Origin of the sequence: Floccifex porci, from assembly GCF_009696175.1 — a bacterium.
In the GTDB taxonomy this organism is placed as follows: domain Bacteria; phylum Bacillota_I; class Bacilli_A; order Erysipelotrichales; family Erysipelotrichaceae; genus Floccifex; species Floccifex porci.
The window spans coordinates 32,805-51,907 of record NZ_VUMM01000004.1; the positions used below are offsets into that span (position 1 = coordinate 32,805).

At 31.6% G+C, this 19,103-nt stretch carries 22 protein-coding genes; 15 read left to right on the forward strand and 7 right to left on the reverse strand.

What is annotated here, in order from left to right:
* The first annotated feature begins 246 nt into the window (after positions 1 to 246).
* On the forward strand, positions 247 to 2,484 hold the full coding sequence (locus FYJ50_RS03530; RefSeq protein WP_154459649.1) for an ATP-binding cassette domain-containing protein: 2,238 nt from the start codon (positions 247 to 249) through the stop codon (positions 2,482 to 2,484).
* A gap of 59 nt (positions 2,485 to 2,543) precedes the next feature.
* Here FYJ50_RS03530 and FYJ50_RS03535 read toward each other — a convergent pair whose 3' ends face one another.
* Positions 2,544 to 3,431, reverse strand: coding sequence for an NlpC/P60 family protein (locus FYJ50_RS03535; protein ID WP_154459650.1), 888 nt, complete (start codon positions 3,429 to 3,431; stop codon positions 2,544 to 2,546).
* Between the two features lie 139 nt (positions 3,432 to 3,570).
* On the opposite strand from FYJ50_RS03535, the gene FYJ50_RS03540 reads away from it, so the two are divergent.
* The 6 genes from FYJ50_RS03540 (at position 3,571) to FYJ50_RS03565 (ending at position 8,790) form a co-directional block, all read left to right on the forward strand.
* A complete protein-coding gene (locus FYJ50_RS03540) occupies positions 3,571 to 3,864 on the forward strand; it encodes a hypothetical protein (RefSeq protein ID WP_154459651.1) in 294 nt (97 codons plus the stop codon).
* A 57-nt stretch (positions 3,865 to 3,921) separates the two neighbouring features.
* On the forward strand, positions 3,922 to 4,473 hold the full coding sequence (locus FYJ50_RS03545; RefSeq protein ID WP_154459652.1) for an ECF-type riboflavin transporter substrate-binding protein: 552 nt from the start codon (positions 3,922 to 3,924) through the stop codon (positions 4,471 to 4,473).
* A 64-nt stretch (positions 4,474 to 4,537) separates the two neighbouring features.
* Positions 4,538 to 6,262, forward strand: coding sequence for an ABC transporter ATP-binding protein (locus tag FYJ50_RS03550; RefSeq protein ID WP_154459653.1), 1,725 nt, complete (start codon positions 4,538 to 4,540; stop codon positions 6,260 to 6,262).
* Positions 6,252 to 7,085, forward strand: coding sequence for an energy-coupling factor transporter transmembrane component T family protein (locus FYJ50_RS03555; protein WP_154459654.1), 834 nt, complete (start codon positions 6,252 to 6,254; stop codon positions 7,083 to 7,085). The genes FYJ50_RS03550 and FYJ50_RS03555 overlap by 11 nt, the downstream gene beginning before the upstream one ends.
* Before the next feature lie 12 nt (positions 7,086 to 7,097).
* Positions 7,098 to 7,955: an SAM hydrolase/SAM-dependent halogenase family protein gene (locus FYJ50_RS03560; protein WP_154459655.1), complete on the forward strand. Its 858-nt coding sequence runs from the start codon at positions 7,098 to 7,100 to the stop codon at positions 7,953 to 7,955.
* A complete protein-coding gene (locus FYJ50_RS03565) occupies positions 7,948 to 8,790 on the forward strand; it encodes an SAM hydrolase/SAM-dependent halogenase family protein (RefSeq protein WP_154459656.1) in 843 nt (280 codons plus the stop codon). The genes FYJ50_RS03560 and FYJ50_RS03565 overlap by 8 nt, the downstream gene beginning before the upstream one ends.
* 11 nt (positions 8,791 to 8,801) lie before the next feature.
* Here FYJ50_RS03565 and FYJ50_RS03570 read toward each other — a convergent pair whose 3' ends face one another.
* Entirely contained in the window at positions 8,802 to 9,140 is a 339-nt protein-coding gene (locus FYJ50_RS03570) for a hypothetical protein (protein WP_154459657.1), read from the reverse strand.
* 19 nt (positions 9,141 to 9,159) lie between these two features.
* Positions 9,160 to 9,642: a hypothetical protein gene (locus FYJ50_RS03575; RefSeq protein ID WP_154459658.1), complete on the reverse strand. Its 483-nt coding sequence runs from the start codon at positions 9,640 to 9,642 to the stop codon at positions 9,160 to 9,162.
* Positions 9,643 to 9,987: 345 nt separating this feature from the next.
* Here FYJ50_RS03575 and FYJ50_RS03580 point away from each other — a divergent pair, with 345 nt between their 5' ends.
* On the forward strand, positions 9,988 to 10,362 hold the full coding sequence (locus tag FYJ50_RS03580) for a BlaI/MecI/CopY family transcriptional regulator (RefSeq protein ID WP_154459659.1): 375 nt from the start codon (positions 9,988 to 9,990) through the stop codon (positions 10,360 to 10,362).
* Positions 10,363 to 10,450: 88 nt separating this feature from the next.
* Here the strand turns inward: FYJ50_RS03580 and FYJ50_RS03585 are convergent, their stop codons facing one another.
* Positions 10,451 to 10,639 (reverse strand): hypothetical protein, encoded by a 189-nt coding sequence (locus FYJ50_RS03585; RefSeq protein ID WP_154459660.1) that lies wholly within the window; start codon positions 10,637 to 10,639, stop codon positions 10,451 to 10,453.
* Between the two features lie 519 nt (positions 10,640 to 11,158).
* Between FYJ50_RS03585 and FYJ50_RS10885 the strand changes: the two genes are divergently transcribed.
* Positions 11,159 to 11,299 (forward strand): DUF3791 domain-containing protein, encoded by a 141-nt coding sequence (locus FYJ50_RS10885; protein WP_154459723.1) that lies wholly within the window; start codon positions 11,159 to 11,161, stop codon positions 11,297 to 11,299.
* Positions 11,300 to 11,373: 74 nt separating this feature from the next.
* Here the strand turns inward: FYJ50_RS10885 and FYJ50_RS03595 are convergent, their stop codons facing one another.
* Together FYJ50_RS03595 and FYJ50_RS03600 are read right to left on the reverse strand one after the other, a co-directional pair.
* The gene (locus FYJ50_RS03595) at positions 11,374 to 11,736 is read right to left on the reverse strand and encodes a hypothetical protein (protein WP_154459258.1); all 363 of its coding nucleotides are present in this window, start codon (positions 11,734 to 11,736) and stop codon (positions 11,374 to 11,376) included.
* Positions 11,737 to 11,769: 33 nt separating this feature from the next.
* Positions 11,770 to 12,252, reverse strand: a complete 483-nt coding sequence (locus FYJ50_RS03600; RefSeq protein WP_154459661.1) for a hypothetical protein — start codon at positions 12,250 to 12,252, stop codon at positions 11,770 to 11,772.
* Positions 12,253 to 12,573: 321 nt separating this feature from the next.
* Here FYJ50_RS03600 and FYJ50_RS03605 point away from each other — a divergent pair, with 321 nt between their 5' ends.
* The 4 genes from FYJ50_RS03605 (at position 12,574) to FYJ50_RS03620 (ending at position 14,678) form a co-directional block, all read left to right on the forward strand.
* Positions 12,574 to 12,819 carry an IS110 family transposase gene (locus FYJ50_RS03605; protein WP_205946408.1) on the forward strand — a complete coding sequence of 82 codons (246 nt, stop codon included), beginning with the start codon at positions 12,574 to 12,576 and terminating at the stop codon, positions 12,817 to 12,819.
* Between the two features lie 171 nt (positions 12,820 to 12,990).
* The gene (locus FYJ50_RS03610; RefSeq protein WP_154459663.1) at positions 12,991 to 13,365 is read left to right on the forward strand and encodes a BlaI/MecI/CopY family transcriptional regulator; all 375 of its coding nucleotides are present in this window, start codon (positions 12,991 to 12,993) and stop codon (positions 13,363 to 13,365) included.
* Positions 13,362 to 14,456 carry a M56 family metallopeptidase gene (locus tag FYJ50_RS03615; protein WP_154459664.1) on the forward strand — a complete coding sequence of 365 codons (1,095 nt, stop codon included), beginning with the start codon at positions 13,362 to 13,364 and terminating at the stop codon, positions 14,454 to 14,456. Before FYJ50_RS03610 ends, FYJ50_RS03615 begins: the two co-directional genes overlap by 4 nt.
* A 6-nt stretch (positions 14,457 to 14,462) precedes the next feature.
* Positions 14,463 to 14,678: a hypothetical protein gene (locus tag FYJ50_RS03620; RefSeq protein WP_154459665.1), complete on the forward strand. Its 216-nt coding sequence runs from the start codon at positions 14,463 to 14,465 to the stop codon at positions 14,676 to 14,678.
* A gap of 338 nt (positions 14,679 to 15,016) precedes the next feature.
* Here FYJ50_RS03620 and FYJ50_RS03625 read toward each other — a convergent pair whose 3' ends face one another.
* A complete protein-coding gene (locus FYJ50_RS03625) occupies positions 15,017 to 15,967 on the reverse strand; it encodes an L-lactate dehydrogenase (protein ID WP_154459666.1) in 951 nt (316 codons plus the stop codon).
* Positions 15,968 to 16,156: 189 nt separating this feature from the next.
* Between FYJ50_RS03625 and FYJ50_RS03630 the strand changes: the two genes are divergently transcribed.
* Together FYJ50_RS03630 and ypdE are read left to right on the forward strand one after the other, a co-directional pair.
* A complete protein-coding gene (locus FYJ50_RS03630) occupies positions 16,157 to 18,058 on the forward strand; it encodes a BglG family transcription antiterminator (protein ID WP_154459667.1) in 1,902 nt (633 codons plus the stop codon).
* Positions 18,058 to 19,101: an aminopeptidase gene (ypdE, locus tag FYJ50_RS03635; RefSeq protein ID WP_154459668.1), complete on the forward strand. Its 1,044-nt coding sequence runs from the start codon at positions 18,058 to 18,060 to the stop codon at positions 19,099 to 19,101. Before FYJ50_RS03630 ends, ypdE begins: the two co-directional genes overlap by 1 nt.
* Positions 19,102 to 19,103: the final 2 nt, after the last annotated feature.

A 19,103-nucleotide genomic window follows, 5' to 3' on the forward strand; every position in this document is an offset into this window, starting at 1 on the left:
CTAATTTTATTTTATACGATTCTTATAAAAGATTCTGATTGAGTCAGCTACGATTGGATTTAATCCATTTTTTTATATATGGATAGACAGTCTGTTTTATATTAAGTATAATGGTTCTACTCTATTTTCAAAGAAAATCTATTCTTTATTCTTTTCTTTATAATATCTATATTCTTTCCAATGTATTTTAATGATTTCTTAGATTTAAAAAAAAGGAAAATCGAATCCTTTCTGAAAGGAGGAACAATGATAGAACCAATTAAAATTAGAGGTTTGAAACAAAACAATTTAAAAAACATTTCACTTGATATTCCTAAAAATAAAATTGTTGTTTTTACTGGGGTATCCGGATCCGGTAAATCAAGCATTGTGTTTGATACCATTGCTGCAGAAAGTCAGCGACAGATGAACGAAACATACAGTGCCTGGATCAGAGGCCGATTGCCAAAGTATGAAAAACCGAATGTAGAATGGATAGATAACTTAAATCCATCTGTGATTATTGATCAGAGCCGGCTGGGTGGAAATGCGAGATCCACCGTAGGGACCATCAGCGATATGTATTCTCTTTTGCGTTTACTTTTTTCAAGAATCGGAACTCCTTATGTTGGACCTTCATCCTATTTTTCTTTCAATAATCCAAATGGAATGTGTCCTGCTTGTGCGGGTATTGGAAAAATTATGGATTTAGATATGAAAAATCTTATTAATGAGAACCATACCTATGATGAAGGTATTTTTAATCTTCCAGCATTTGGAGTGGGTAATTATTATTGGAAAGTATATCGAAGACCTGAATATTTTCGAATCAATGTCCCATGGAAAGATTTATCACAAGAGGAAAAAAATATTTTATTATATGGGAGTAAAATTAAGGATGGAAAGCGTCTGGATAAAAAACTTGAGGGAGTTTATAACCAGTTTAAACGGCTTGTTTTAATGAAAGGGCCTCAGGAACAGAGTGATCATACATTAAAGAAAATCGCGAAATATCTATATGAATGCCAATGTCCTGAATGCAAAGGAAAACGTTTAAATCAAACCACATTGTCTTGTAAAATCAACGGATATACAATCCATGATATGTGTGAAATGGAATTTTCAAGATTACGTGAAGAACTAGATAAGATAAAAGATGAAAGAGCGAAAAGTATAATTGACCAGCTCAAAGCATCTTTAAATCGAATGATAGACATTGGGTTACCCTATCTATTTATGAATCGAGAAAGTTCAACTCTTTCAGGAGGAGAGGCACAGCGATTAAAGCTTGTTAGATATATGGGCAGTTCACTTTGTGGGATGATTTATATATTTGATGAACCAAGCACAGGTATGCATCCTAGAGATGTATACAGAATGGTGCAATTATTAAAAAATCTAAGAGATAAAGGAAATACGGTACTTGTAGTGGAGCATGATAAAGATATTATTCGTATTGCGGATGAGGTTATTGATATCGGACCATTGGCAGGTAAAAATGGGGGACAAATTTTATTTCAGGGAAGCTATGAAAATTTACGAATCAGCGGGACTAAAACTGGAAATGCGCTTTCATCTGAAATTAAAATAAAAGAAAATGTACGTCAGCCAAAAGGCTTTCTTCCCATTCGAAACGCAAATATTCATAATCTGAAAAATGTGGATGTGGATATTCCTTTAGGGGTTATGTTAGTGGTTACAGGGGTTGCAGGAAGTGGAAAATCTTCATTAATTCGTGAAGTCTTCGCAAAGCAGTATGCCGATCAGGTGGTATTGATTGATCAGAGTGCTGTTAGCGCAACGGGACGGTCAACGGTATGCACTTTTCTTGGTTTTTTTGATGAAATCCGAAATGTGTTTGCCAGTCAGATGGGAGCTCCTAAAAGTTTATTTACTTTCAATGGGAAAGGTGCCTGTCCTCATTGTAAAGGTAGAGGAATGATTACGACCGAACTTGTGTTTATGGAACCTGTCACAACGGTTTGTGAATATTGTAATGGAACTCGTTATAGTGAAGAATCACTAAAGCATACGGTTCATGGAAAAACGATTGTGGATGTCCTTAATATGAGTGTTGAGGAAGCGTATCCGTTTTTTTCAGATAATAAAAAAATTTCGGGAATGCTTGAAGCACTGATTGAAGTTGGATTGTCGTATATTTCATTAGGACAGCCACTGTCTACATTTTCGGGTGGAGAACGACAGAGAGTAAAACTTGCGCAAAACATTAAGAAAAAAGGCAATATTTATATTTTAGATGAACCAACGACAGGACTTCATCCTGCGGATATTGAAAAAGTTGTTGACATTCTGGAAGGCTTTGTCCAACGTGGTAACACAGTGATTGTGATTGAGCATAATACAGATGTTATGAAACTTGCAGATTTTATTATTGATATAGGACCTGATGGTGGAACAAAGGGAGGAGAAGTCGTATTTACAGGAACACCAAAAGAAATGATTGAAAGTGGTAAGACTATAACCGCTGAGTATTTAAGAAAGTAAGAACCATTTAAATCTAAAAAAATTCCCTTAAGTAAATAAATCACTTAAGGGAATTTTTCTTAATGGTTTACATGAATATAGCCAATAAAAGGATTGGAACAAGAAACAGAATATAAAATCGTAGTATATCCGTTCCATCCACCGTGTACCGCTTGTCCATTGCCAACATATAAAGCGACATGTCCAGAATAAATACAAATATCTCCTGGAACTGGTGTATCTGTCCATTCTCCCAAAGAAGCATATTCATAAGGAGCACCGTGGAAATTAATTCCCACAGCTTTTAATGCATTTGTGACTAACATTGTACAGTCCTGGTTTACACCAATCTGTGCTAAGGCTGCATCTGCAATTTTCTGATAAAAGTTTGAATCACTGACTTTTACATCTACAGTCTTCTTTGTTTCATTTCCACTTTGATCACTGCAGGAAATCACAATGGAATATAAACCTTCTTTTGAATAATCAATATCACCTTCAATTGTATATTCTAAATCTGAATCACAGTTGTCTGATAATTGAATTTCTTCATCAAAATTGACAGGTTCATCTACATTGACTTCAAATGAATCTTTTACTTCAATAACTGGTGAAATGGTATCAAAATCCTTTTCATTAAAATCAATGGTTTCAATTGAATAGGAAGGGAACCCTAAATTGTTTAAATGAGAATTTAAACTTTTTTCATAAATTGTCGCATGACAGTTTACATCCTCTTCACTGACTTCAATTGTATATAGATCATTTTCAAAAATGTGTACATCGTTTTTCGTTGTAGAGTACGTTAAATTTGATAAATCCTGATTAAATGTCTGTTTTAAAACAGAAATCATTGTTTCTTGTCGTTTGCTTGTTATAGGTGCAGTTTCGTTGGCATGTATTGGACAAGTAAATAGGAAAAGAAATTGGCTTAATGCGATAGGCATTATTAAACCTTTTTTGTTCATAGTTTACCTCCTTGCATGTGCAAATTGTCTATAATTTGAGCACACAACGAGAGCATTCTAACAGTTTTCTGAAAAGATGTCAAATTTTCACATAATTCCACACATTTTATTTTCGAAATATTAGTGATAAAATAAGAATATGAAACGGTTTATACAGAATTTTTGTGAAGGATTTTATGACGGAATAAAGAATAAAGATGAAATCAGTTATCAGCAGATAGAAGATGTTTTTATGAAACTAATTCCTTCTCTTATTAAAAAAATTATACTGGTAATCATAGCTTTAATTGTATCCATTCCATTTCTAATAAAATTTCCATTTCAGAATAAATTTAATTTATGGATCTTAGAATTTTTATTATGGATCGTTTGGATCTATCAGTCACTGGATCTGGAATCTTTTAAAACTTTAATGAGAGAAGTAAAAAAATAGAATTGAATTCAAATGTAAAACATTTTATAATCAATTATATTTCAGGAGGAAAGAGAAATGAAGAAAAGTTTGTTTTCAACAAAAACAATGGTTGCTACTGCTTTAGGAGCTGCCTTGTTTATGGTTTTGTTCATGTTTGTAAAAGTGCCTAGTCCAGTTCCAGAAACAAATTTACAGATTGCGTATGGAATTTCAGCTTTCTTTGCAGCGGTTTATGGGCCTGTGGCAGGGTTTCTGATTGCCTTTATTGGACATGCATTATCAGATTTCTTATCTTATGGATCTCCATGGTGGTCATGGGTAGTGGCTTCCGGAATCAGTGCTTTGGTTTGTGGGTTGGCATATTTTAAAATCAATACAGAAGGAAAAGTATCCACAAAAGATTTACTGGTATTCAATGTATTTGCGATTTTAGGTTGTGCAATTGCATGGGTTGTAGTGGCTCCAGTACTGGATATTGTGATTTATGGAGAACCTGTAAATCTGGTATTTGTTCAAGGTGGAATTGCCTTTGTGATGGATGCAATCGTATCCTGTGTGATTGGTTCTATTTTATTACTGACATACAGTTCCACTCGTTCTTCAAAAGGAAGCTTAACAAAAGAATAAAATTGATGTCTGGTTTACAGACATCTTTTTTTTATCATATAATAAGAAATGCAGGGAGAGCGTTATGGAAGATATTATACGATTTAATCACTTTAGCTTTAAATATTATTCACAGGCAGAACCCACTCTTTATGACATTCAATTGAATATAAAAAAAGGAGAAAAAATATTGATTGTAGGTCCCAGTGGTTCGGGAAAAAGTACGTTAGCAAATTGCATCAATGGATTGATTCCCTTTGTTTATAAAGGAGACATTCAGGGAAGTGTTGAAATTGATGGATTGTGTATTGGAAATGGAAATGGAAAACAGGCAAAATCTTTGTTTGACGTTTCCAAAAAAGTAGGAACGGTTTTGCAGGATCCAGATGGACAATTTGTAGGACTGAATGTAGCGGAGGATATCGCGTTTGCTTTAGAAAATGATAATACACCATTAAAGGAAATGAAGGAACGCGTAGAAAAAATGGCTCAGATTGTTGATATGCAAAATTTCTTATCAAACAATCCATATGAATTAAGTGGTGGACAGAAACAAAGAGTGTCTTTAGCCGGAGTCATGGTGGATGATGTAGATATCTTGTTGTTTGATGAGCCACTGGCAAATTTAGATCCTAAAACAGGAAAAGTGGCTATTGAATTAATAGATGATCTGCATAAAGATGGAAAAACAATTATTATTGTGGAACATCGACTGGAAGATGTACTGCATCGCCATGTCGATCGCATTGTTGTTATTGAAGAAGGACATATTGTACAAGTGGGAACACCGGATGAAGTATTGTCATCGGATGTATTACAAAAATGTGGAATACGTGAACCATTGTATTGTACAGCCTGTAAATATGCCAATGTAAAGTTAACTCCTGAAATGCATCCAGAAAGTCTGGATTCATTAAATATGGATGCTGTTTCTTCCTCGCTTCATAATTGGTATGACCAGGTGAAACCTAAGGAAGAAACACAAAATAAAAAGGTTGTCATGAAAATAGACAATTTATGCTTTAGTTATGATGGAATCAAACCGATTTTATCCCATGTATCCGCAAATATCTATCAGGGAGAAATGGTCAGTATTATTGGTAAAAATGGAGCTGGGAAATCGACTTTGTCTAAGTGCATTGTTGGTTTTGAAAATCAGGATGAAGGTACGATTACCATTGAGGATTTAGATTTATCGAAGTTATCCATTAAAGAAAGAGCCGATCATGTAGGAATTGTATTACAGAATCCCAATCAGATGATTTCAAAAACGATGATTTATGATGAAATCGCATTGGGATTAAAGATTCGTGGTGTCAGTGAAGAAGAAATTGAAAAAAGAGTAACACATATTATGAAAATCTGTGGTCTTGCTCCATTTAAAAAATGGCCAATCAGTGCATTAAGCTTTGGTCAAAAGAAAAGAGTAACCATTGCTTCTATACTGGTATTGAATCCAAAAGTATTAATTTTAGATGAACCAACGGCAGGACAGGATTATTATCATTATTCTGAAATTATGAATTTTCTAAAAGAATTAAATGAACAGGGACAAACAATTGTATTGATTACTCATGATATGCATTTAATGCTGGAATATACACCTAGAGCTATTGTTTTATGCAATGGAGAAAAAATTGCCGATCAGAAAGCTTATGAAATCTTATGTAATGAACAGATTTGTGAAAAAGCCAATTTAAAAGAAACTTCTTTATTTACTTTAGCAAAAAAAGCAGAAATTGAAGATCCTGTACAGTTTGTAGAGAAATTCATTCAGTTTGAGAAAGAGAGAAAAGCTTATGAAAATTAAATTATTTTCCTATAATCAACTGGATACTTTTGTTCATAAACTTTCTGGACTAACAAAACTGGTTTGTTTCCTTTTATTAACAACGACAGTTATGTTAACTTATGACATTCGCATTATTTTAGCCATTTTAATTTTCTCTTATTTTTTAATGAATAAAGCACAAATAAAATTTAAACAGGTTAAAACAATGTTTATCTATGTAGGAATCTTTTTAATCACAAACTTTATTTTAACTTTTCTGTTTTCACCAACATATGGATGTGAAATTTATGGAACCAAACACGTATTATTTCCTATATTTGGAAGATATGAAGTTACTTTAGAACAGTTGTTTTATCAATGTACAAAATTTTTAAAATATTTATCCGTAATTCCATTGGGTATGATTTTCTTTTTAACCACAAATCCAAGTGAATTCGCATCCAGTTTAAATCATATAAAAGTGAATTATAAAGTATGTACATCGCTTTCTTTAACGCTTAGATATTTTCCAGATGTACAAAGAGATTATCATACAATTTCTTTAGCACAGCAGGCTAGAGGACTGGAAATGAGTTCAAAAGCGAAATTAATAAATCGAATTAAAAATGTGGTTACTATTCTGACTCCATTGATTTTTACAACAATGGATCGCATTGAATTGATTACCAATGCGATGGAATTAAGAGGATTTGGAAAAGGGAAGAAAAGAAGCTGGTATTCTTTTAAACCGTTGCAGACAAAAGACTGGATCAGTATGTTTATCTGTTTATTGATTTTCTTATTTATGTTGTATATACGTATCTTTGTGAATAAGAGTATGTTTTATAATCCATTTATATAAGGAGGAATAAAAATGATAGATTATAATAAACCAATGCTGGTATTTCAAACCGATTTTACATATAAAGAAGGTGCCGTTTGTGCTATGTATGGTGTGGTGAAAAGTGTAGACCGTACGTTGGAAATCATTGATGGAACCCATGAATTGCCTCAATACGATACATGGTCCGCTTCTTATCGTTTATATCAGTCTATGAAATTCTGGCCAGAAGGAACAATTTTTGTTTCTGTTGTGGATCCGGGAGTAGGAACCAGTCGAAAAGCCTGTGTTGCTCGTACAAAAGATGGATATTATATTGTGACACCCGATAATGGATCTTTAACACATATAAAAAAATATGTAGGAATTGAAGAAGTAAGAGAAATAGATGAAACCATCAATCGTTTACATGGAAAAGGAACAGAAGGGGTTGCGATATTCCATGGACGAGATTTATTTGGATATTGTGCCGCTCGTTTGGCTTCTGGAATGATTACTTATGAACAAGTTGGAAAAGAATATCCAGTGGATGAAATCGTATGCCATGAGATTTTAGAACCTAAAAAAATTGAAAAGGGAATGGAAGGAATATTTGAAATAAACGATCCAAACTTTGGAAATCTATGGACTAATATTTATCTGAAAGATTTTAAAAAAGCCGGATTTGAATATGGAGATTATGTAAACGTTACAATTTATCATAAAGAAAATGTTGTTTTTCAAGATAAAGTTTTGTTCCATAAATCCTTTGGAATGGCAAAACCAGGACAGCCAATTATCTACAACAATGAATTAATGAAAGTTGCCTTGGCAGTCAGTGTAGGAAACTTCTGTGAAACATATCATTGTTCTTTTGGATCGGATTGGAAGGTAGTGTTTGAACATGAATAAGACCATTGTATTACAATCTGATTTTGGATTGGTGGATGGAGCTGTCAGTGCCATGGAAGGGGTGGCACTTAGTGTTTGCGAAGATTTAAAAATACATCATTTAACACATGATATAACTCCTTACAATATTTTTGAAGCCAGTTATCGCCTGTTTCAAACCATTGAATACTGGCCAGAAAACGTTGTCTTTGTATCGGTTGTGGATCCGGGAGTGGGATCCAAAAGAAAAAGTGTTGTGGCTCATACAGTAAATGGACAATATATTGTTACACCGGACAATGGAACTTTGACTCATATTAAAAAATTTATTGGGATCGATCAGATTCGTGAAATATCCGAAGCCGTTAATCGAAGAAAAAATACCGAAGAAAGCTTTACTTTCCATGGACGAGATGTTTATGCCTATACTGCAGCAAGACTGGCAGCTGGAGTGATTTCCTTTGAAGAAGTAGGAGAAGAATTATCCGTTGATCGCATTGTAGAACTTCCGATTACACGCACACAGGTTAGTGAAAACAGTGTAAAAGGCAGCATCGATATATTAGATGTACGATTTGGTTCATTATGGACAAGTATTAAACGAGAAGAATTTTTCTTATTGAATCCAGAATATGGAAAACGTTATGAACTAACCATCTACAACAACGATATGCTGGTATATCAGAATCAGGTAATCTTCGGAAGAAGCTTTGCGGATGTACGAATAGGATCTCCAGTAATCTATATCAATTCCTTATATCGAGTAGGAATTGCGATCAATCAGGGATCCTTTGCCAAAGCCTACAATATTGGAGTGGGCGCTCAATGGAGCGTTGAGATTACCAGAATTGACTAGAAAAGAAGCATTTACATGCTTCTTTTTATTGTGTCTATAATTTGTTGTGCTTCCTGTTTTTCTTCAAAATAAGAACCACGTTCAAACTGAACCGGATGATCGGATATATACAAAGCTAAATGAGAACCATCTTTCATTTCAAATTGAATTCCAATATAAAATTTTGGAAGATCTAACCAGCCCATTTGAACTTTACCATCCAACACCAGATGTTTAAAAGGATCGGTTTTTCCTTTATAACGAGCATCTTCACAAACAATACTCATCTTCACAATATCAGAGATAGGATAAACTCCTTTTGTTCCTTCTAATATCGTGAAATTATTATTATCAATCACAATATTTTTCATAATCTTTGTCTCCTTTTTCTTAATCATACCATATTATGTCGTAAGGTTCACTTTCGATTATTTCTATTGTTATTTCGTCTGTAGGGTTTAAACTATATGGAGTTCCTGCATCAGATACTCTATATACTAATGTATAATTAACTTTATCACTGTACACCCCTTGAGCAGTTCTAGTAACTTGAACAACGTAAGTTGCAGAGCTACCTGAATATGTTTTACTAATTTGTCTTGGAACAACGGTACCGGTATTACCTAAAATTGTTGAAGTGATGGTTACTTGACTGAAAGATAAATCAGATATTGCATATATAACATCATTTGTATAACTGATTCCAGCCGTTGCACTAAAGGAATATCTTAAACTATTATTTGTATAATATGAACCACTTATTGATTTTGAAATTAATTTTCTTCCTGAAGCAGCAAATGTCATACATGTAGAAATGGCAATAATCAATGTCAATGCAGATAAAATGCCGAAAATACGATTCTTTTTTTTCATAATTGGTCTCCTTTTAAAAGTATCAAAGTAATAATATACAAACTACAATCAGGTCATTATATGATTTATTTTAAAGACTTGATTATCAAAAAATAAAGTAGAAAAATTATTTGAAGTAGACTATTACAATATTAAAATACCCATATTCATGATTTCTTAAATTTTTTTTGTATTATTAACCATTTTTTGATTTTTATTGTTCGTATATATCACCTTTCTTAAATATAGATAACGTTATCTTTAATTTCATTATATATCAATTGTAAAAAAATACAAGAGTTAATAATATAACATAACTTGTAAATAAATGTTTGCTTTGCTATAATTTTTAAGGAGGAGAAGCCGATGGAATATATACAGTTAACAAAAAGAGAAAATCAGGTTATGGATATTTTATGGAAAGAAAATCATGAGATGTCAGCAAATGAAATAGCACAAACTACAGAAGGATTAAGTATTTATACAGTTTCACAGGTTCTTCAGCATTTATTATCTATTGGATATGTTAAAGTATCGGGAATTGGGAAAAACAAAAAATCAATTGCTCGTTTATACAGTCCATGTATTTCTGAATCTGAATACATATCTTCTTTTATTAAGAAAGAAACATTTGAAGAACTGACACTTCATTTTATTCAAAATAACGATGACTTAGAATCTATTATAAAACTGGAAAAATTAATTGAACAAAAGAAAAAGGAATTGAATCAGAAAGTATGAATATAAGTATTTCTTCTTTATTTATTACTTTGTGTGTTTCTTTATTATTTATTCTATTTTTCAGTATGATATTAACACACAAGAAAAGTTATCGTTTATTTCGAGCTGATCTGTTATTCATACTGGCAATTGTGATCTGTTTAAGAATGATTTTTCCAGTTGAATTTCCATTCACAAAAACAATTCCTTTACCAGTCATTATGAATCCAATAATGGATTTTTTAAATTTTGAATTGTTTTCACAACAATTTAAAGTGGTGTATGTTTTATTATTCATATGGATAATTGGAATTGTGATAGGATGTATAAAATGGGCTGGAATATCATTTCTACAAAAATATAAAGAATAAAGTATTATGATTTTTATCATAAGAGTTCAGGTTATTATAGGCTTGTTTCAGTTTATTTTTTTTGACTAACATTTGATTAATTCTCCATACCGTTTCAATCGTATGTAGTACTTTTTAGGCACTGTTGGTGGTGTCAATATCCTTTAAAATAGAGGGGATTACGAGAGTTATGTGCTTTAATCGCGCTCTCCTCACCTCCACCAAGTGAAAAATAAAAGTGTCAAAAGGCTTTAAATAAAGCGTATTTGGCACTTTTTATTATGTTTTTTTTACACTTGACAACCTTTTTGGCAACCTTTACAGAAAAAATAGCTTTTTTCTGTATAATATTAATGGTAAGCTCTCAATGAATCGCCCCTGTCAAGTAGACAGCTTAAATGATTAAAAATCTTTGAAGGACTATAAATTCTAATATAAGAATGTACAGAAGGGGATGCAGACATTTTATGTTGATATTTATAGAGTATAAAAGTGCAAAAGGAATGAATGGTAAAAGCGTAATAGATTTGTTTAACCGCTATCGTGTGATAGATTATATTGATGATTATTATGAAGCATTGCATACCACGGGCTTCAATGAGAAATAATAAAGGAATGGACCCCACTTATTAAGAGTTCATTCCTTTATTTTTTGTAATATATTTACTACAGGAGAAATGATTTATGAAATTCGTTTTTCAATCTTACGTTTAATCAGGTTCCCTTCTTTTACATCTTCTTTATAAATATCAGTATTGAATCTGGTTGTCCTATCTGAAATATAAGCAGCTTTTATTATATGATCTTTTAAAACAATCTTTAATCCAACATAGAAACTTGGTTCTCCGAAAATGGTATAAAACGTTGTACCACCTAAAACCTGATGTACAAAAGGCTGAGTTTTTCCTCTGAATTTAGCATCTTCATTTAAAAGAGATACTTTTTCGATATCTTTGTAGTTCACAAAACCTTTATCACCAATTAGAATATTAATTCTATTATTATCATCATCAAATTCAATACATTTAAATTTATTCTGTTTCATGTATGTCACCTCCTTTATAAAATAATAAATAAATTATAGATAGTAAGTAGTTGATCCTGTAAATGTTTGTGAGTAAACAGCCGTGTAGTCAATATAACCGTAAATGGTTACACTACGTCCTCCATTTGTAATAGATGCGGAACATCTTGGATTTTTAGAATTTTGTGGTGCTCCTGGAGCACTGTAGTTGTAAACATTATATGCTCCAATAGAAGTGATTAAATTTGTACTTGAATTATAATACAATGTTAACGTTACGTACAATGTACAATTATACATTGGATCCGAGAAAATTCCTGTTCCTCTACAAATTACAGATACATTAATGGTTCTAGGAACATTCGTAGCACGCATTCCAGACCATGCACCATCATATACGACTTCTACACTGGCAACTTCTGTTGAAAGGCTTCCTAATTGATTTCCATTTTCATCAATAACATATGATTCATTTGTTTCACCTGATAAAGTATCGATAATTACCGCTTCCTCAATATTTGTGTTTTCTGTCGCCATGACAGGTGTAGCAGAAAATATAACAAATAGAGATGCAAATGTAAAAAATAAATTTTTAATCAAATTTTTCATATTTAAACATGTATGATACATTTGTACCTTGCGAATAAAGTATCATACGCTCCTTTCTCTTTCTGTTAAAATGAAATAGAACCTTATTCTATTTATTTAATTTAAGGCTTTGTCCTTTTAAAGGAGAGTATAGCCCAGGTCCTATTTTTTTGTTTATAGTTGGATAAGTCTATGTACTTTTATGTCTTGCAAGATTACGAGAATAGATCACCTTTGGCCAGGCAAGGTTCTAGAAAGGTGGTCTTTTTTATGACCCACTATATTGGTGTGGATATCGCTAAATTTGTCCACTACGCTTGTATCATTGATCATCTCGGTAAAGTACATCAAACTTCTTTTCCTTTTGATAATTCTGCTGATGGATTCCAGCTGTTCTTATCAAAATTTTCTTCTTATGATAAAGGCGATGTTGTCATCGGTTTTGAATCGACCGCTCATTATCATGAAAATCTCCTTTTCATTTATGTTAAAAATAGAATACAATCAATGGTATAACTGCATCGTACCCATATGTTTCAAATCTTTATTGCCCATATTTCCTTTCTTAAATTTAGATAACGCTATCTTTAATTTCATTATATATCAATTGTAAAAAATTACAAGAGTTAATAAATTACCTTGTAAAGAAATATTTGCTTTGTTATAATTTTCAAGGAGGAGAAGACGATGGAATATGTACAGTTAACAAAAAGAGAAAATCAGGTTATGGATATTTTATGGAAAGAAAATCATAAGATGTCAGCAAATGAAATAGCACAAACTACAGAAGGATTAAGTATTTATACAGTTTCACAGGTTCTTCAGCATTTATTATCCATTGGATATGTTAAAGTATCAGGAATTGGGAAAAACAAAAAATCAATTGCTCGTTTATACAGTCCATGTATTTCTGAATCTGAATACATATCTTCTTTTATTAAGAAAGAAACATTTGAAGAACTGACACTTCATTTTATTCAAAATAACGATGACTTAGAATCTATTATAAAACTGGAAAAATTAATTGAACAAAAGAAAAAGGAATTGAATCAGAAAGTATGAATATAAGTATTTCTTCTTTATTTATTACTTTGTGTGTTTCTTTATTATTTATTCTATTTTTCAGTCTGATATTAACACACAAGAAAAGTTATCGTTTATTCCGAGCCGATTTGTTATTCATACTGGCAATTGTGATCTGTTTAAGAATGATTTTTCCAGTTGAATTTCCATTCACAAAAACAATTCCTTTACCAGTCATTATGAATCCAATAATGGATTTTTTAAATTTTGAATTGTTTTCAGAAATTAAAGTAATGTATGTTCTATTTTTTATATGGATGACTGGAATAGGATTTGGCTTAATAAATCATATTAAAAATCTTATTGTTACAAACAAATTTAAAGATAGAATTATAAGAAAATCAAGATGTTTCAAAATGTCAGAACTTTTACAACAGAATGTGAGTCCGGATTATAATGTCTATATTTGTGATGCTGTATCGGCACCAATGGTAATTGGATTTAAAAAATGTATTTTTATCCCAGAGCAGGAATATTCACAAATCGAAATGGCTAACATTTTAAAACATGAAGCCCAGCATTTAAAACAGAATGATTTTATATTTAAACAGATTGTTAAGCTTCTTACTATTATTTACTGGTGGTTTCCACCTGTTTATCTGTTAAAAAAGAATATTGATCTGTATGTTGAAATACGAGTGGATGAAAAGACAACGGATTCATTGAATGAAAATGAGACAATGGAATATGTCCAAACTCTTATCAGTGTTCAAAAGAAAATAATGGAAGATCATTCAAAACTATCAAAAGTCATTTCCAGTAATATGATTGGAGAAAATCAGGACATTCTTTCGTATCGTGTGAACTATCTGTTGAATAAACCCATTCATAAAAAAACAAATAAAATTATACTATGCCTTTTGTTTTTATTGCCATTGGCAAGCAATTCCATTATTTTTGAAGCATATTTTGAACGATCTGAAGAATTAGAAGGAACTTATTCTTCTGAAGATTGTTATTTGATTAAACATAAAGATGGTACGTATTCTCTAAAATTTGGGAAAGAAGTGATGCCAATCGAAAATCCAACAGAATTCATTGAATCTGGAATGAAAATAGTAAAGGAGTGAAAAAATATGAAAAGAGTTTATGCAATCTGTTTAGCAATTGTTTGTTCTTTCTCTTGTATTCAACCAGTTTTTGCACAGGAAAATATCAGCCAGATTGAACCAAGATCTGACGTTATTGATTGGAGATATAAAATGGAAAATGGGAAACTTTACAAACGCTTATATAATTTTACAAAAGAACAATGGATAGGAGATTGGATTTATGTAGGAAATGTAAATTAAGGTTAAATATTTTATGCCTTGAACAGTTGATGATTTGCATTTTATATCAGCATATGAGTCTGATAAAGATATGCTTAACAATTTACAATCTATTTTTCTTTTAATCACCATTTTAGAATAGTACTATTTAGATTTCGTTTTGTTGTATAAAATTATTTTTTTGTATTTTATAGAATTTACATCTTTAATTAGCATATGATAGACGTGTTTTGTCAATTCGCTTTGATATCCTGTTTTATCTATTTACAGATAGTGGCTTTTTAATAGATTGTTTGTCATAAATAGCTATTCTATAGAATAAAAGTGTGGCTCATTTTAAAAATGAACCACATTTTTAATTATAATAAAAGATCGACAACGGTTTTAATAATATGTTCAAGAGTTTGACAACTATGAATAAATTGTTCCTGTTCGGTTTTGTTTAGTTCAAGTTCTAACATTTCCTGTACACCGTTTCGATTGATAACTGCAGGAACTCCATTATAGATTCCTTTATAACCATATTCTCCATTCTGATAACAGGAGATTGTTAAAATGCGATTTTCATCTTTAAATATTGTTTGAATCAACTGATTTAATGCTAAACCAATTCCATAATAAGTAGATTTTTTACGGTTGACAATTTCATATCCTGCTTGTTGTACATCATGATAAATTTCATCTAATTTTTCCTGTGTAATATTTCTTTCTTCACAGACTTTCAGTATTTTTTTGCTTCCTAAATAAGCATGTGTCCATGGAACAAAGCTAGTATCTCCATGTTCTCCCATTACATAAGCATGCATATTATGCGTTGAAATTTCTAAAAATTCACTTAAGAAATAACGAAGACGAGCTGTATCCAGCAATGTACCGGTCCCAATAACACGATGATATGGAAGTCCAGATACTTTTTGCGTAACATAGGTCATTACATCTACTGGATTGCAGGCAACTACAAAGATTCCATCAAATCCACTTTCCATAGTCTGGGATACAACACTTTTTACAATTTTTGTATCGGTAACGGTTAAATCAATTCGTGTTTCTCCGGGTTTTTGAGTGGCTCCTGCTGTGATGACAACAATATCTGCATCTTTACAGTCACTATAATCACCGGCTTTGATCTTCATTTTTTGTCTGGCATAAGGTAAACCATGGTTCAGATCCATTGCTTCTCCAATTGTCTTTTCTTTATTGACATCAATTAATACAAGTTCATCCACTCCACCAGATATTAACAAGCTATACGCAAAGCTCATTCCTACAAATCCACATCCAACTAAAACAACTTTCTTTTTTTCATTCATAATTATTTATCCTTTCTGTTTGTATGTAGTATAAAGATAAAAATTTAAAATGAAAAAGATACATTTTTCATTTTAAAATGAGAAACAAAACGATAATATTAAGGTTACTTTTTGCATTGATAAGTGTAAATTAAACTCTTTTATAAACGATTTGAATTTAATATACTGACACTAGAAAGGAAACAAGAAATGAGACTCAGTTCAATCTTAAATGATTTTATTCAGGCCGATGGATATTTAACAATTGAATTCTTTATAGATAAATATGATGTTTCAAAAAGAACGATTCAGAGTGATTTATCGTATTTGACAAAGATTTCAAATCAAAGAGGATACCAGTTAAATTTCAGAAGAGATTATGGTTACCTTCTTAAAATAACAGATTATGATAAATGGAATCAGTTTGTACAGACTTTACAGAATGATTTCAATTTAAATGCCAGTCAAAGAATTCAGGCAATTTCCTGTTATTTAATAATCAGCAAGGATTATCTGACAATGGAATATTTATCAGAAGAATTTAAAGTGTCTTTGGCAAGTATTAAAAAAGATATGAAACAGGTAGAAATCTGGTTATCGAATCATAATTTAATACTGGAAAGAAAAAGACACTATGGATTGATTGTGAATGGTACGGATTCAAATAAGCGAAAGGCTTTACTGGAAGTGTATCTATGTGACAATCCATATTTTGAACAGTATGTAAAAAAGACGGTTCATAATTTTGACAAAATATCTTCATTTGTGATTACGCAAATTGAAAAAGAAAATCTGATGATCAATTATTCAGAATTAAAAACAGTTATTTCTTCTTTGATCATTATTTCTTTTTATGCCCTGGTTAAACCACAGAATATGAATTCTTTTATAAAAACAAATGGAACATCCATTGAAAAGATTTCCATTCGAATCAAAGAAATGATTGAAGCGTATTATCAGGTGGAACTGGATGAATCCAGTTTTGAAGACATACTGGAGCTGTTAAAGAACAATGTTCGAGTAAAAGAAATTACACAGATATTTACTGATCAGCTTCAGAAAGATATAGAAGAATTCTTAATTGAAACCGACCAGATTCATCATACTGATTTTTCCAAAGATGAAACGTTTAAAAAATCATTGATTAAACATGTGTCTCTATTAATTGATCGACTTTCAAAAAAGATTTCATATAAAAATTCATTGATTAAAGAAATATGTGTACGATATCCTATGTTGTTTAATATTTCCATTCGTTTTTCAAATATGCTGAAAGAAAAATACAATGTGGAAGTAACCAATGATGAAGCAGGATTTATCGCAACTCATTTTGCGGCACATATGGAAAGAGAAAAACAGAATAAACTGGAAAGATTTAATCGTATAGCGGTTATCTGTTCTTCGGGTGGAGGAAGTGCTTATCTGATTAAACTTCAGATTGAGTCAATTTTTAAAAAGGCCAATGTAGAAGCTTTCAGTTTTACACAAATGGAAGAAGTTGAAAATTATGATCCGGACTTAATTTTTACCATTCTGCCATTACAGAAAGAATTCTCTGTTCCAGTAATTCATATTAAAGAATTATTAGATGAACTGGATTTAATACAGATTCGTCAGATGCTTCAATATGAAAATTGTGATTCCTTTATATTAGCGGATACAAAAGATACAATTTATTCTTTATTTCGTAAGGAATTTTTTGAATATTCCGATGCGAATGATTATATGAAATTGATCAAAGAAATGGCTTTAAAAATTGAAAATAGTGAATATGGACAGGAACATTATGCAGACTATGTACTGGAACGAGAGCAATATATGAATACCATTTATATGAATGGAATCAGTATTGCTCATCCAATCAATCTATGTTCAAAGAAGAATTTAGTATCGGTTACGATATTAAAGAATCCGATTCATTATGAGAATAAAGAAGTACGTATTGTTTTTATGGTTTGTTTAAGAAAAGAAGAGGATTATATCCATAAACAAATCACAGAAAAGTTATTTCAGTTTATGAATCATAAAAACCAGATTCAAAAAGTAATTAAACAACATACATTTGAAGATTTAATTGTAGCTTTAAAAGAAATGGATGGAGGATCCGTTTAATGAAAGAAATATTAAAAAGATTAAGCAATGCCGATGCGATTGCGGCTAGAGAAAAAGAAGTTCGTAAAATTCTAAGAGAAGAAATGAAATCGTATGCCGATGCGATTCAATACGATCATCTTGGTAGTATTTGTTTTGAAAAGAAAGGATGTTCTCAAAATCCAGTTACCATTGCTTTTATGGCACATATGGACGAAGTAGGCTTCTTCGTTCGACACATTTCCGATAATGGTTTTATTTATCTGATTGCGGTAGGTGGTGTACTTTCGAAAAGTAAAGAAATGCAGAAAGTGCGTATTACTTGTCAGAATCAGAAGAAAATCGATGGAATCTTAAACGTAACCAGAGATGAAAAAGGAAATGTAAAAGATATGTATGTGGATGTTGGTTGTGAGACAGGGGATGAAATACGGTCTTTAGGAATCCAGATTGGCGATATGGTCACCTTTGCCAGTGAATGTTTTGAAATGGCAAATGGAAACGTATTGTGTGGAAAAGCTATGGATGATCGAACAGGGTGTGCCGTTTTAAGCCAGGCTATAAAAAGGGTCCACGACAATCCTGGAGATTTATGGTTTATCGCAACCAGTTCTGAAGAAGTGGGATGCCGAGGAGGAAAGACGGCTTCAGAACAGGTAAAAGCGGATATTGTGATTGCAATAGATGTTGCCAACAATCCAGAGCTTGTAAAAAATTATACAAATCATCGATTATTGTCAAAAGGATGTATGATCCTTCATTACGATAAGACAATGATTCCCAATGAAAAATTCTTAAATTATGTAAAACAGATTGCCCGAGAAAATGATATTCCATTTCAGGAAGATATGTTTTCAAATGGAGGAACCGATTGTAACTTAGCCCATTTAAATGAAAATGGAAAAGTTGGATTGGTGATAGGAATCCCGCTTAGATATTGTCATGGATCGTATTCGATGGTTCATGAAAAGGATTTAAAAGCCGCGTTGGATCTTGTTTGTTTGCTGGCTGAAAAGATAGGAAATGAACAATATTCTTATTTTATTGATTATGAGAAGGAGTAACT